12 protein-coding genes and 1 tRNA gene are annotated in these 12,652 nt (G+C 65.8%); 8 read left to right on the top strand and 5 right to left on the bottom strand.

Features of this window, described 5'->3' with window-relative positions:
- The first annotated feature begins 104 nt into the window (after nt 1–104).
- The 4 genes from V6V88_RS04135 to V6V88_RS04120 all read left to right on the top strand — a co-directional run bounded on the left by V6V88_RS04135 (nt 105) and on the right by V6V88_RS04120 (nt 3,263).
- Nucleotides 105–803: a DUF6776 family protein gene (locus tag V6V88_RS04135; protein ID WP_056320887.1), complete on the top strand. Its 699-nt coding sequence runs from the start codon at nt 105–107 to the stop codon at nt 801–803.
- 143 nt (nt 804–946) lie between these two features.
- Nucleotides 947–2,572 (top strand): FAD-dependent oxidoreductase, encoded by a 1,626-nt coding sequence (locus V6V88_RS04130; RefSeq protein ID WP_338617991.1) that lies wholly within the window; start codon nt 947–949, stop codon nt 2,570–2,572.
- The gene (locus V6V88_RS04125) at nt 2,569–2,811 is read left to right on the top strand and encodes a hypothetical protein (protein ID WP_338617989.1); all 243 of its coding nucleotides are present in this window, start codon (nt 2,569–2,571) and stop codon (nt 2,809–2,811) included. The genes V6V88_RS04130 and V6V88_RS04125 overlap by 4 nt, the downstream gene beginning before the upstream one ends.
- Entirely contained in the window at nt 2,808–3,263 is a 456-nt protein-coding gene (locus V6V88_RS04120) for a MarR family winged helix-turn-helix transcriptional regulator (protein ID WP_338617985.1), read from the top strand. The genes V6V88_RS04125 and V6V88_RS04120 overlap by 4 nt, the downstream gene beginning before the upstream one ends.
- A gap of 42 nt (nt 3,264–3,305) precedes the next feature.
- Here the strand turns inward: V6V88_RS04120 and V6V88_RS04115 are convergent, their stop codons facing one another.
- Together V6V88_RS04115 and V6V88_RS04110 are read right to left on the bottom strand one after the other, a co-directional pair.
- On the bottom strand, nt 3,306–3,632 hold the full coding sequence (locus tag V6V88_RS04115) for a 4a-hydroxytetrahydrobiopterin dehydratase (RefSeq protein WP_062841672.1): 327 nt from the start codon (nt 3,630–3,632) through the stop codon (nt 3,306–3,308).
- Between the two features lie 70 nt (nt 3,633–3,702).
- A complete protein-coding gene (locus V6V88_RS04110) occupies nt 3,703–4,347 on the bottom strand; it encodes an OmpA family protein (protein WP_271264287.1) in 645 nt (214 codons plus the stop codon).
- Between the two features lie 207 nt (nt 4,348–4,554).
- Between V6V88_RS04110 and V6V88_RS04105 the strand changes: the two genes are divergently transcribed.
- Complete coding sequence (locus V6V88_RS04105; RefSeq protein ID WP_280002921.1) at nt 4,555–4,905, top strand: hypothetical protein; 351 nt, start codon at nt 4,555–4,557, stop codon at nt 4,903–4,905.
- A gap of 56 nt (nt 4,906–4,961) precedes the next feature.
- On the opposite strand, the gene V6V88_RS04100 is transcribed toward V6V88_RS04105, so the two are convergent.
- Nucleotides 4,962–6,887, bottom strand: a complete 1,926-nt coding sequence (locus V6V88_RS04100) for a 5'-nucleotidase C-terminal domain-containing protein (RefSeq protein WP_280002923.1) — start codon at nt 6,885–6,887, stop codon at nt 4,962–4,964.
- Nucleotides 6,888–7,324: 437 nt separating this feature from the next.
- On the opposite strand from V6V88_RS04100, the gene V6V88_RS04095 reads away from it, so the two are divergent.
- Nucleotides 7,325–9,235 (top strand): sensor domain-containing phosphodiesterase, encoded by a 1,911-nt coding sequence (locus V6V88_RS04095; protein WP_280002925.1) that lies wholly within the window; start codon nt 7,325–7,327, stop codon nt 9,233–9,235.
- Between the two features lie 88 nt (nt 9,236–9,323).
- Here V6V88_RS04095 and V6V88_RS04090 read toward each other — a convergent pair.
- Both V6V88_RS04090 and V6V88_RS04085 read right to left on the bottom strand, forming a co-directional pair.
- Nucleotides 9,324–9,399, bottom strand: a tRNA-Lys gene (locus V6V88_RS04090).
- 139 nt (nt 9,400–9,538) lie between these two features.
- The gene (locus V6V88_RS04085; RefSeq protein WP_280002927.1) at nt 9,539–10,285 is read right to left on the bottom strand and encodes an SDR family oxidoreductase; all 747 of its coding nucleotides are present in this window, start codon (nt 10,283–10,285) and stop codon (nt 9,539–9,541) included.
- 116 nt (nt 10,286–10,401) lie between these two features.
- Here V6V88_RS04085 and V6V88_RS04080 point away from each other — a divergent pair, with 116 nt between their 5' ends.
- Nucleotides 10,402–11,049 carry a TetR/AcrR family transcriptional regulator gene (locus tag V6V88_RS04080; protein WP_056320863.1) on the top strand — a complete coding sequence of 216 codons (648 nt, stop codon included), beginning with the start codon at nt 10,402–10,404 and terminating at the stop codon, nt 11,047–11,049.
- Nucleotides 11,050–11,060: 11 nt separating this feature from the next.
- Nucleotides 11,061–12,647, top strand: a complete 1,587-nt coding sequence (locus V6V88_RS04075) for a sensor domain-containing diguanylate cyclase (protein WP_223574309.1) — start codon at nt 11,061–11,063, stop codon at nt 12,645–12,647.
- Nucleotides 12,648–12,652: the final 5 nt, after the last annotated feature.

Genomic DNA, 12,652 nt, shown 5'->3' with positions numbered 1-12,652 from the left:
TCCGCGCACGCAACGCCCCCGGCTAACGGGGTATTCTCTGACGCTTTGGCATGCGCGCGCGCCTGCCCACGAGCACATACACAGGAAGTTTTCTAGGAATGGGGATGTTTGGAAGATCGCAACGGGCCACGTTCAAGCCCTCCGTATACCAACCGGGACAACGCACGCGCCGCATGCCGCGCTGGCTCGTTCTGCTGCTGGTTGGCATTGCGCTTGGCGCGGGCGGCGTGCTCTTCCTGCAAACCAACTACGGTCCGCAACGCCTGACCGTCGAACAATCCGAACAGCTGCACAGCGAGCTCAGCGCCTCCAACATGGAGCGCCAGCGCCTGCAAACCCAGCTTGAAGAAGCCACCCAGCAGCGCGACGCCAACAAGGCCGGTCACGAAAAGCTGACCACTGACCTGGCGGAAAGCCGCGCCAAGATCGAAACCCTGAACAAGGAACTGGTGCTGTTCCAGGACGCCATGCCGCCCGACCCCCGCGGCGGCAACCTCGGCATCCGTTCGGCCACCTTCAAGCGCGCCCCCGGCCTGCTCGACTACCAGGTGCTGGTGATGCGCGAAGAACGCACGGGCGCGCCCTTCAAGGGCACGCTGACCTTCGCCATCGAAGGCTCCTACCCAAACGGCCGCTCCGCCACCGTGACGCCGGAAGGTCCCGCGCTGACGGTCGACCGCTACGACTACGCGCTGGGCCAGCTCAAGCTGCCCGACGGTTTCACCGCCAAAGTCGTGGTGCTGCGCGTGCTGGACGCCAACCAGAAGCAGCAGGCGATGCGGATCTACAACGTACGCAACTGACACGCGCCACTGATGGCCGCCAACCGGCCTGAACCGGCCCCCAAACCCGCCCCTCGGCGGGTTTTTTATCGCCTTCAAAAATTGGTTGCGCGCGCAACATTCCCGGCATATAGTTGCGCAAACAACCAAATTCTGGAGACAGCATGACGCTCCCCTCGCACGTTCCCGTCCTGATCGCCGGCGGCGGTTCGGTCGGGCTGACCCTGGCCGCGCTGCTCGCCGAGTACGGCATCGCCTCCCTCACCGTCGAGGCCGATGAAGGCTATTGCAGCGGCAGCCGCGCCATCTGCATGTCGCGCCGGTCGCAGGAGATCCTGGGCTGGATCGGCGCCGACCGGCCGCTGATCGACACGGGTCTGGCCTGGACGGGCGGGCGAAGCTACTACCGCGACCGCGAAGTCCTGCACTTTCAGATGCCGCACGATCCCCTGCAGCGGTATGCCCCGATGGTGAACATCCAGCAGTACTACGTAGAGGAATTCGCGCACCAGGCCATGCGGCGCCATCCCGGCCTCGCCACGCTTGCCTGGTCGGCACGCGTCACCGCCGTGCAGCCCGGTCCGGACGGCGTATCGGTCGAGGTGGAGGCGGACGGCGCCCGCCAGACGGTGCGCGCCGATTGGGTCGTCGCCTGCGACGGCGGCCGCAGCACCGTGCGCGACGCGATGGGCTTGAAGCTGGAAGGCATGCAGTACGAGGGGCGCTACGTCATCGTCGACATCGAACAGGAATCGCAACGGCCCGTCGAGCGCCTTGCATGGTTCGATCCGCCCTCCAATCCCGGATCCACGCTGCTGATGCATCGCCAGCCCGGCAACGTGTGGCGCGTCGACTACCAGATCCGCGACGACGAAGACCCCGACGAAGCCGTCAAGCCGGAAAACGTGCTGCCGCGCGTGCAGAGCCACCTGGACATGATCGGCGAGACCGCGCCCTGGAAGCCGCTCTGGATCTCGATCTACAACGCCAAGTGCCTGACGCTGGATCGCTACCGCCACGGCCGCGTGCTGTTCGCGGGCGACGCGGGCCACCTCGTGCCGATCTTCGGCGTGCGCGGGCTGAATTCCGGGTTGGACGACGCCGGCAACCTGGCCTGGAAACTTGCCTGGGTGCTGAAGGGCCAGTCGCCCGACGCCCTGCTGGACAGCTACAGCATCGAGCGCGTCCATGCCACGCGCCAGAACCTGGCCTACGGCGCCAAGAGCACGGAATTCATGGCGCCGCCGGATTTCGGCTTCCGCCTCATGCGCGAGGCCGCGCTGCGCCTCGCGCTGGTGGACGACGGCGTGCGCTCGCTCATCAATCCGCGCCAGTCCGCGCCCATCTCGTACGACACCTCGCCCTTGAACCGCGAGGACCGCGCCCCCCAGGCCGGCCCGGCCGCCGCGCCGGGCCAACCCGCGCCCGACGTGCTGCTGCAGGATGGCGACGCGCCGCAATACCTGACCGCCCATTTCGGCGCGGGCTTCGTGGCGCTGGCCATTTCGCCCGACCCGGCCGTGTCGGCCGTGCTGGATGCGCTGGCCGCGGCCACGCAGGATGCGCCGCGACCACTACAGGTGTTGCGAGCTGGCCCGGGCAGCCTGGCCGACCCGCACGGCCAGCTCGCCTTGCGTTACGGCAACCAGGCCGGCGCTGTCTACCTGCTGCGCCCCGACGGCTACGTGCTGGGACGCTGGATTGCGCCTTCCCCCGCCGACCTGCGCGCCGCGCTGGCGCCCTACTACCCTTCGCTCACTTCCACCGCCACCTCGAAAGGCCACGCATGAATCCCGAAGCCCTGGACCAGGTCTACACCAGCATGGCGCAGACGCTCACGCGCGTGGGCGAATCGCGCGCGCCGCTTTTCCTGTCGATACTCGGCTTGTCGCTGCTCAGCCGCCTGCCGTCGGCCGAAGAAGCCCTGTCGCTGCTGGCGCAGGCTGAAGCCGCCAGCCTGGATGACGGCGCTGTGGCAAACTATCCGGCCTCATCCAGCGCGGGCGCCGATCCCGCCCGCCCGACGTGAAAACTCCCGCCCTGGAACGATTCCTCACCTATCGCCTTCACGTGCTCAACAAGATCACGGACCGCGACACGAATCGGGCCTATCTCAAGGACTGCGACATTCCGCTGGGCGAGGCGCGGTGCCTCGCCGCCATTGGCCGGTTTGCGCCGCTGTCGGTCAACGACCTGGCGCGCGCCGCCAACCTGAACAAGGGCCAGGCCAGCCGCTCGGCGCAGGCGCTGGTGGATCGCGGGCTTGTCGAAAAGAAGGTTTCCGCGTCCGACGGACGCGGCGTGGTGCTGGCGCCGACCGCCGACGGCCTGACGCAGTACCGCCGCATCGTCGACCTCATTGCGCGCCGCAACGACGAAATCTTCGGCTGCCTGACCGCCGATGAACAGCAGCAATTCGGCGACATGCTCGACCGCCTGATCGGCCACCTGCAAACCGAGGCCGGCGACGCGGCGGACTGAGCAGCGGGCCGTTCAGCCGGGCCACTCCGTCGGCCGCCAAGGTCAGGGCTGCGCTTTGGGCGCCGTCGCGCCCGCGTGTTCGGCCGCCTCATCCATGAACTGCGCCATCCGCACGTCCAGCTCGGTTACACCGCCCGCGTCATGCGTGGTCAGCGTCACGTCCACGCGGTTGTAAACGTTGGTCCACTCGGGATGATGGTTCAGCTTTTCCGCGAACATCGCCACCCGCGCCATGAAGCCGAACGCGGCATTGAAGTTGGGAAAGCGATAGCGCTTCTCGATGGCATCGCGCATGGCCACGGCCTGCCAGCCGGTGAGCGCGGCAACCGCGGTATCGGTACCGATGCAGGCGGGAGGAAAATCGCTCATGACAGACTCCGGAAAGAAAAGGCGGCCGCGCATCGCGCCAGCCGCCTGACAGCAAGGAACGCGCCCGCGCTTACTGCCGGACCGCGTACAGGTAGATCTCCACGCGCCGGTTCAGCGCGCGCCCTTCGGCCGTTGCATTGTCGCCGATCGGATCGTTCGGACCGCGGCCTTCCACGGACAGACGCGTGCCCGCCACACCCTGCTTGGCCAGGTAATCGGTCACGCTCTTGGCGCGGTTCACCGACAGCGTCTGGTTGTGCGCAAGCGAACCCGTGCTGTCGGTATGGCCGACCACCTTGGCCCGCAGCTCGGGATGCTGGTTCAGCGAACGCGCCACGCTATCGAGCACCGGCAGCAACGCCGGCTTGAGCTGCGTCTTGTCCGTATCGAACGACACGCCGCTCGGAATATTGACCTTCAGGCTGCCGTCGGGCATTTCCACGACGTCGATGCCCAGCGACGAGGCGCCGGAGCTTTGCACGTCCTCCTTGACCACCTTCCAGTTGTAGCCCACCAGGCCGCCCGCCACCGCACCGATGCCCGCGCCGATCGCCGCACCCTTGCCGTGCCCGATCAGCGCGCCAATGCCAGCGCCCAACGCCGCGCCCGCGCCCGTACCGACAGCGGTATTCGTTTGCTGTTGCGTCGCGCAACCGGCCAGCAGCGCGCCCGCGGTCGCAAGCACGGCGATCCGGTTGATTGTTCTTGAGTTCATGGCAACCTCCACTGTCCATCCAGATACCGGTTCATTCCGGCGAGGATCATGCTAGCAAGGGGCTGCGGGGCGTCGGGCAACATTTTGTACGCCCAAAGCGCGACGCTCCGGCCCTTTCGCTTTCACATTCAGGCCGATTTGCCCGCCGGGGCCGCCCCGAATCCCGTTGCACCGAGCGATATGATGCCGCTATCAGCGGAGGCTCCCATGACCGTGGCACGCACTTACTTTCTAGATAGAACCAGCGCCGACCAGCTTGCCGGACTCTGTAGCAGCCGGCAGGACTTCCATCTGGAAAACGTCGAGGCCCTGAATCCGACGCTTGCGCGCCTTCAGGCCCTGTTGACCGAAAGCGGTCTGAGCAGCGAGGTCATCCAGGCGCCGCTCAATCCGCCGCCAGGCGTGGACGACCTGCTGAACGTGGCCGCGCCGGCCTTGGGCCTGCTGTCCGGAATGGTCCGCGCCGCAGGATGGGCGACGCGTCCGGCCAGCGATGTGCAGCTACGGGTAACGTCGGCGCATTCGCTGAGTGTGGTGTTCGCCACCGCTGCCAAATGATCGACGTTTTCCAGACGGCCGCGCGCCAGGCCGAACCCCTGGCGCGCGGCCCATGATCACGGCTGCCAGTTATGCGTGCTGTAGCGGTCGTTGTCGATGCGGTTCAGGATCGGCAGTCCGGTGCCCGCGTCCTTGGCCTGCATGTCGATGTAGGCCTGGAACACGTCGGCGTCCAGCACACCGATGTCGGAACGGCGCTCGGACGGCACGTTGGCCAGGGTGGCGTAACCATCACCGCCCGTCGCATTGAAGCTCAGCACGAAGAGGCGATAGGTGCGCGCATTGTCCAGCGGCAGCCACGTGCGGGTTGCCTGATCCAGGTACTGAAAGTTGCTGGCGCGGCTGCCCTTCGCGTTGGAGGCCGTCACGTCCCAGCGCAGGCCTGCCGCGTAGGGATAAGGACCGTCCTTCCCGCCCGGCTTGTACGTCGCGTCCAGACCGTCCTCGACCATGGACCGGACCTCATTGGCGGTCAGGTCCAGGCGCCACAGCATATTGCCGAACGGCACGACGGCGATCACGTCGGCCGCCGTCACGGTGCCATTCAGGGCGCGCCGCACACCGCCGCCGCTTTGCAGCGTCATGTCGGCGCCGCCGTATTCGGCGTTGGCCACTTCAAGATACGCTTGCGCCACCAGCTGCTGGATGTCGCCGCCGCGCAGGGCGACGTTGCCTTCGCTTTCACAAGCCGGACTGGCTGCATTGCTGGCGGGCGTGGGGCCCGGAATGCGGCGAAAGCACAGCTCCAGCGGCACTTGCGCAACGTTGGTCTTGCTGAAGATGTCGATCTTGTCCTTGAAGGGTTGCAGCACCGACAAGGCCGCGGCGTCCGGCGTCTGCTCACGCAGGAAACCGCTGGCCGCGACCTCGGCCTTGAAGGCGGCGCGATCGGCGTCGGAGGCCGCAACCAGCGCGCTGCCCGACTTGACGCGGTAGTCGGTGTCGATCAGCACGTGGGGCGTGCCGGCGCAGTTCGTCACGTCGCCGTTCGCGTCGAAGCTGACCTTCAGTTCGCCCACGACTTGCGAATATTCCCATGCCTGCACCAGGCAGACGGGTTTGCCGTCCTTGTCGGTCAGACGGGTCGGATAGGCGCCGCCCGGCGTGCCCACGGCCATCGTCTTCATCGAGTCGGGACCCAGCAGCGTGTGCGAATCGCCGCCCACCACCACGTCCACACCGCTCAGCTTGGCAATCACTTCCTTGTCATAGCCGTAGCCGATGTGGCTGAGCAGGATGATCTTGTTGACGCCATCGGCGCGCAGCGCGTCGATCTGCCCCTGCGCGGCCACGGCTTCGTCGGTGAACGTCGTGTCCGCGTTGGGGCTCGACGATTCTTTGGTCTTGCTGGCGATGGTCAGGCCGACGATGCCGATCTTCTGGGCGTCACGCTCGACGACGATGGCAGGCTTGATCAGATCGGTGCCGTGCAGCGGCGAACTGGCGCCAAACGCGACGTTCGCACTCAGGACGGGCGTCTGGCACGCGCCGGCATGCAGGAAGTCCACAAAGCGCTTCAGCCCGTCGTCGCCCTTGTCGAACTCGTGGTTGCCCACCGCCATGGCATCGAAGCAGACCGTGTTCATCAGCGCGGCATCGGCCTCGCCCGGCGCGCCGGCGCGGTTGAAGTACAGCGTTCCGGTCTGCGCATCGCCCGCATGCAGCTTCAGCACGTTCGGCGAATTCGCGGCCAGTTGGTCGATGGCGGCTTTCACGCGCGGCATGCCCGCGGCCGACACGGTCACGTCGGTATCGACCCCGGCTGCATTCTTCAAATTCAGCGTCTTGTCCTTGCCGTCCAGCGTGGAATGGTGGTCATTGATGTGAAGGATCGTCAGTTCCAGCGGCCGGGCCTGCGCGGGCGGCTCCTCGATGACCGGCGGCGTTTCGTCATCGCTGCCATTGTCGCCGCCACACCCCGCAATCAGCGTCATCGCACTCATGACGGCGCAGGCGAGCACATTCCGATTCCAGAACTTCATTTCCTTTTTCCCGTGGAAGCTGTTCGAGGCCCGCATTCTGTGTGCCGCGCATGACGCAACGATGAATGCAAGCTGAAAACCTTCCACGCAAAAAAATGATTGTTTTCGGCCGGCGGGTAATGGTTTTGACTCGTTTTGTGCGTACCGCGCGGGCTCGCGCGCGCGACCATGGCGCCCCGAGTGATCGCGCAATCGCGTCCCGCCGCGCGCTGGCAAACGGAAGAAAGCTGCGCTAAATTCGAAAACGGAATATTCAGTTACAGGTGTGTCGGTGAATCTTTCATGATCGCGTCACACTTCGATACTGGTTCTTCGGCGCCTCCCGCGCGCCCAAACAGGCCACCGGCCAGGACGGTGATACGTTGCGCGGCTCGGCCAAGCAACGTCGGGAAATCCAGAACGGCGCAGGACAAGGAGAAATAAAAAGGAGGCTGTAGATGAAATGCCCCCCGCCTTTGCCAAGCGAGACCGAAAGACTGCGCGCCCTGTCGGAATATGGGCTGGATGCGCGGCGCGCGCTCCCCAGTCTTGATCCGGTCGTTCGCATTGCGTCGCGCATGTTCAACATGCCGGTGTCGGCCATCAACATGATCGGCAGCGATCACGTCTTCTTTGCGGCCAGCACAGGCTTCGAAGAGACCGACATGCGCCGCGACGTCTCCTTTTGTGCCCATGCAGTCTTGCAGGACGACGTCATGGTCGTGCCGGATGCCCGGCTGGACGATCGCTTTCACGACAACCCCCTCGTCTGCGGGGCGGCAAGCATCCGGTTCTATGCCGGCGTGCCATTGAATTCCCCCGAAGGCCATCCGCTGGGCGCGCTGTGCGTCATCGACACGGAACCGCACTCCGACTTCAGCGAGGAAGACAAGGACCGGCTGCGCGAACTGGCCCGAATGGCCTCCGACCGCCTGGAGCTTCGGCGTGTCGAGGTCAACGCCGAACGCGCCCGAAAAATAAGCGATTTGGCCTCGGTCGAGCGGCAGACGCATCTGGCCGCGCCGCGTGCCGGTGCGGACCCCGCGCCCATGCGGCATGACGAGGACGCACGCAAATTCACCGGCTTCGATCCGCTGACCGGCCTGGCCAACCGCGGCGTCTTCTATCGGCGCGTGGAAGAAGTCCTGGCGCGCCCATCTCCTGCCGCCATCCTGATGCTGGACCTGGATGGGTTCAAGGACATCAACGACACCCTGGGCCACGCGATCGGCGACGCAATCCTGCGCGAACTTGCAGCGCGCCTGGAGCGCACGGCGGATCCCTGCGACACCGTCGCCCGCCTGGGCAGCGACGAATTCGCCATCCTGCAACAAGACGCCGGCGACCTGACGCAAGCGACGGAATTGGCGCAACTGGCCCTCGCGCGGATTGCCGAACCCTTCCATATCGGCGGGCAGGAGCTTCGGCTTACCGCAAGCTGCGGCGTGGCCATTGCACCGCTGCACGCCCACGAAGCGCTCGAGCTCGTCGGCAACGCCGATCTCGCCCTGGTCAAGGCCAAGGCGGTCGGCCGCGGCCGCGTGTCCGTCTTCGCCCCCAACCTGCGCCTGGAAGCCGTCGCACGCCGCCTGTATGGCATGGAGCTGCACCGTGCGGTCGCCAAAGGCGAATTCCTGCTCTTCTACCAGCCGCAGATCAACCTGGCCACCGGTGCGCTGACCGGCGCCGAAGCGCTGTTGCGATGGCGTCATCCCCAACTGGGCCTGCTGGCGCCGGCGGTATTTCTTCCCTCCTTGGAGAGCGGACCGCTGGCGGCCACCGTGGGCTCATGGGTGTTGAACGAAGCGTGCGGCCAAGCCGCGTTCTGGCGCCGCAGCGGCTTGCACGACTTCCGCATCGCCGTAAACCTTTTCGGCGCGCAGTTCCGCGAAGGAGACCTGGCGGCCGAGGTTGCGCAGACGCTCGACCGGCACGGCCTGCCGCCCGAGGCGCTGGAACTGGAAATCACCGAAAACATCGTGCTGAACCACGACGCCGCGGTGCTGGAAATGCTGCAGCGCCTGCGCGCGCAAGGCGTGGGCATCTCGTTCGATGACTTCGGCACGGGGTATGCGTCGCTGAGCCTGCTGAAGACCCATCCCATCACGCGCATCAAGATCGACCGCTCGTTTGTCAGCGGCATGCTGGACTCGCACCGCGACGCCACCGTGATCCGCGCCATCGTGGACGTGGCCCGCAGTTTTGACCTGAACACCATCGCCGAAGGCATCGAAACGGACGCGCAACGCGAACGGCTGCTGGCCGAGCATTGCGAAGAGGGACAAGGGTATCTGTTCGGCAGGCCGCTACCGGCGCAGCAGTTTGCGCAGGCGTTTGGGATCGAGACGGCGCTGCGGATATTGGCGTGAGGGTTGCGCGCGACAAGCCGATAATTGCGAAGCAATGCAAAAAGCCCACCGAAACCGGTGGGCTTTTTGATGTACTGCCAAAGAATTCTGGTGGGCTGTGAGTGGCTCGAACACTCGACCTACGGATTAAGAGTCCGCTGCTCTACCAACTGAGCTAACAGCCCTGCAAGTCACTCACATTTGATCTGCTGCCGCGCTGCGCGCCGTAGCGTTTCGTTATGTGTGTGCTGCGAAGAAGAAAGATTATATGGGGCTTTTTTTGTTTGTGCAAGTCGGGTGGCGAAAAAGTTTGGACGAACCGCATCACGCCGCGTAGCCGCCGTCCACCGCGAGGCTCGCGCCCGTGACGTAGCGGCCTTCGGGTCCTGCCAAGAATGCGACCATCCCGGCGATATCGCTCGCTTGGCCGTAGTGGGGCAGGGACAGCACCGCCACCATGTCGGCGGCGCGGTCGCCGTCGGCCGGGTTCATGTCGGTGTCGATAGGACCGGGGTGCACGACGTTTGCGGTGATGCCGCGCGGACCCAGGTCGCGGGCCAGGCCTTGCGTCAGGCCGACCAGCGCGGATTTGCTGGCCGCGTACAACGCGACGCCTGCCCGGCCGGCGCGGGCTGCCAGGCAACTGCCGATGTTGATGATGCGTCCGCCATCGGGCATGGCGGCCTGAACCGCCTGGATGGCGACGAAAGGCGCGCGCACGTTGACGTCCATCGTCCGCTCGTAGTCGTCCAACGTGTTGTCCGCGATGTGCCCGGACAGGAAGATGCCGGCGTTGTTGACCAGCACATCCACCGGTCCGAGTTCGCGGATGGCGGTTTCCACGGCGCGCCTGACGGCGGCGGCGTCCGCGGAATCGGCCTGGATCGCTGCGGCACGGCGGCCCTGCGCCTTCAGTTCGTGCACCAGCGCCTCTGCGGGCGCGGCCGACGACGCGCTGACGTACGTGAAGGCCACGTCCGCGCCGTCGGCCGCAAGCCGGCGCACGATGGCGGCGCCGATGCCGCGGCTGCCGCCGGTGACGAACGCCACTTTGCCGTTCAAGTTCTGCATGGTCAAACCTCGTTTTGTAGTGATCGGTACAAATATCATCGCCGGGCGCGCTGTGACTGGTCAATGAATTTTTTATCGATCAACACAAAATAGTCGGCACGGGTAAAATCCTCGGCATGGCTGAACGAGGGCGCCCGCGCAACTTCGACCGGGACCAAGCCTTGCAAAAGGCCATGGAAGTGTTCTGGTCGAAGGGATATGAAGGGGCATCGCTGTCCGATCTGACGGAAGCGATGGGCATCAACTCGCCCAGTCTCTATGGCGCATTCGGTTCCAAAGAAGGCCTTTTTCGGGAAGCCGTCCAGCTGTACCGCGACACTGAAGGCGGCTCGGCGCGGCGCGCGCTGCTTGCGGCGCCGACCGCGCGTGATGCCATCGAGGCAATGCTGCTGGCCTCGGCCGAGCGCTTCACTGCGCCGGGCTTGCCCCCCGGCTGCATGATCGTGCTGGGCGCACCGGCCGGTTGCGACAACCAGGCCAGCGTGGGGCATTTTCTTGGGGACAACCGGCGCGAGATGCAAAGCCGCATCCTTGCCCGCCTGACCGCGGGCGCCGCGCAGGGTGAATTGCCCGCCGGGACTGACTTGAAGGGATTGGCCGCGTTCTACACGACGGTGCTGCATGGCATGTCGATCCAGGCGCGCGACGGCGCCAGCCGCAAGACATTGCAGGCCGTGGCCCGGCAAGCGATGCGCGCCTGGGACGCACTTGCCTGCGACGCCTCGCCGCCTTCCGGCGAGCCCCCGGGCCGCGCCCGCAACTGACGGATGCCGTCATGTTTCGTGTCGACCTGCGGCGTCTCATCCTGTGGATCAGCCTGCTGTCGGTCCTTGTGGTGCTTGCGGGCGGCCTGCATGCCAGCTATCTGGTGCAGCGCGATCTGCTCTTGCGCAATGCGATGGACACGAATCGCATCTATGCGTCCAAGCTGGCGCTGACCACCAATGCGCTGCTGAACGACATCCATCGCTACCTTTCTTACAGCGCCGACGAATTGGCCGACATGGAAAGCTACCCCGAGCGCATGGCGGCGGAGACGCGGCGGCTGGAACAGCAGATGGGCCACTTCAACTCAAGTTTCGTGGCGTCGCCGCAAGGCAAGGTGCTGGCCGTGTCGCCGTCGTATCCGCAATTGCTGGGCCACCAACTGGTCAGCGATGCGGTCAAGCAGGCGCTCGCCACCCGCCACCCCACGATCAGCGAACCTTTTCAGGCCAGCAACGGCCGCTGGCAGATCCTCTACACCCACCCGATTTTTTCGCGCGACTACCGCTACCTCGGATTCATCGCGGGGTCGCTCTACCTGCACGAAGACAACGTGCTGGACCGCTTGCTGGACGAGCATTTCTACCGCGACGATTCGTTTCTCTACGTCATCGACCGCAAGGGCACCCTGATCTACCACCCGGACCGCGCGCGGCTGGGCAAGCCCGCCCCCGACAACGACACCTTTGCCGCAGCACGGCGCGGTGAAACGGGGGAACAGCGCTTCATCGACAGCGACGGCCGCGACATGCTGGCCGGTTTTGCGCCGGTTCCCAGCACCGGCTGGAGCATCATCGCGCAGCGGCCGGTGGACAGCACGCTGCGCCCGCTGGCCGACCTGCTGATGGCCACGGTCCGCAACACCCTGCCGCTCTTGATGCTATCGGTCGTTCTGATATGGCTGCTGTCGCGCTGGATCGCACGCCCGTTGGGGCAGATGGCAAGTATTGCCAAGCGCATGCAGGACCCGGATTCCGCGGACCGTATCCGCGCCGTGCGCTCATGGTATTTCGAGGCCGCGCAATTGCAGCGCGCGCTGCTGACGGGGCTGGCGTCGATGCATCACAAGCTCAGCGACCTGCGCCAAGAGAGCACGACCGATACGCTGACGGGTCTTCTGAACCGCCGCGGCATGGACGAGGCGCTGGCGCTGTTGGGCGCCGAGGGGACGCCGGTTGCCATCGTGGCGATCGACGTCGACCACTTCAAGCGCATCAACGATCGCTACGGCCACGCGGCGGGCGATCAGGCCTTGCAGGCATTGGCCGGCGTCATGCGCGAGGGTTCGCGCAGCGGCGACGTGCTGACGCGGCCGGGCGGCGAGGAGTTCGTCATGCTGCTGCCGGGCGCCAGCATGGCGGCGGCCATCGGGATCGCGCAGCGCCTGCGCGCGCGCCTGGCCGTCACGGAAGGCTCGCCCCTGCCCGCTTCCATCACGATCTCGGTGGGTGTGGCGCATTACCCGGATCAAGGCGCGACACTGGATGCCGTGTTCGAGCGCGCGGACCAGGCGCTCTATTACGCCAAGAATCACGGCCGCGACAGGGTCTGCGCGGCCGACGACACCGCGCCGGAGGGATTCCGGACGATGCCCTGAGCCTG

Origin of the sequence: Achromobacter sp. E1, assembly GCF_037039475.1 — a bacterium.
Classification (GTDB): domain Bacteria; phylum Pseudomonadota; class Gammaproteobacteria; order Burkholderiales; family Burkholderiaceae_B; genus Achromobacter; species Achromobacter mucicolens.
Note: the sequence above shows the minus strand (reverse complement) of the source record. Positions and strands in the feature narration are given on the sequence as shown.

Excerpts from the sequence above, each read along its gene's own strand:
- V6V88_RS04135 (WP_056320887.1), top strand. The coding sequence starts at position 105 with ATGTTTGGAAGATCGCAACGGGCCACGTTCAAGCCCTCCGTATACCAA.
- V6V88_RS04130 (WP_338617991.1), top strand. The coding sequence starts at position 947 with ATGACGCTCCCCTCGCACGTTCCCGTCCTGATCGCCGGCGGCGGTTCG.
- V6V88_RS04125 (WP_338617989.1), top strand. The coding sequence starts at position 2,569 with ATGAATCCCGAAGCCCTGGACCAGGTCTACACCAGCATGGCGCAGACG.
- V6V88_RS04115 (WP_062841672.1), bottom strand. The coding sequence starts at position 3,632 with ATGAGCGATTTTCCTCCCGCCTGCATCGGTACCGATACCGCGGTTGCC.
- V6V88_RS04110 (WP_271264287.1), bottom strand. The coding sequence starts at position 4,347 with ATGAACTCAAGAACAATCAACCGGATCGCCGTGCTTGCGACCGCGGGC.
- V6V88_RS04105 (WP_280002921.1), top strand. The coding sequence starts at position 4,555 with ATGACCGTGGCACGCACTTACTTTCTAGATAGAACCAGCGCCGACCAG.
- V6V88_RS04100 (WP_280002923.1), bottom strand. The coding sequence starts at position 6,887 with ATGAAGTTCTGGAATCGGAATGTGCTCGCCTGCGCCGTCATGAGTGCG.
- V6V88_RS04095 (WP_280002925.1), top strand. The coding sequence starts at position 7,325 with ATGAAATGCCCCCCGCCTTTGCCAAGCGAGACCGAAAGACTGCGCGCC.
- V6V88_RS04085 (WP_280002927.1), bottom strand. The coding sequence starts at position 10,285 with ATGCAGAACTTGAACGGCAAAGTGGCGTTCGTCACCGGCGGCAGCCGC.
- V6V88_RS04080 (WP_056320863.1), top strand. The coding sequence starts at position 10,402 with ATGGCTGAACGAGGGCGCCCGCGCAACTTCGACCGGGACCAAGCCTTG.
- V6V88_RS04075 (WP_223574309.1), top strand. The coding sequence starts at position 11,061 with ATGTTTCGTGTCGACCTGCGGCGTCTCATCCTGTGGATCAGCCTGCTG.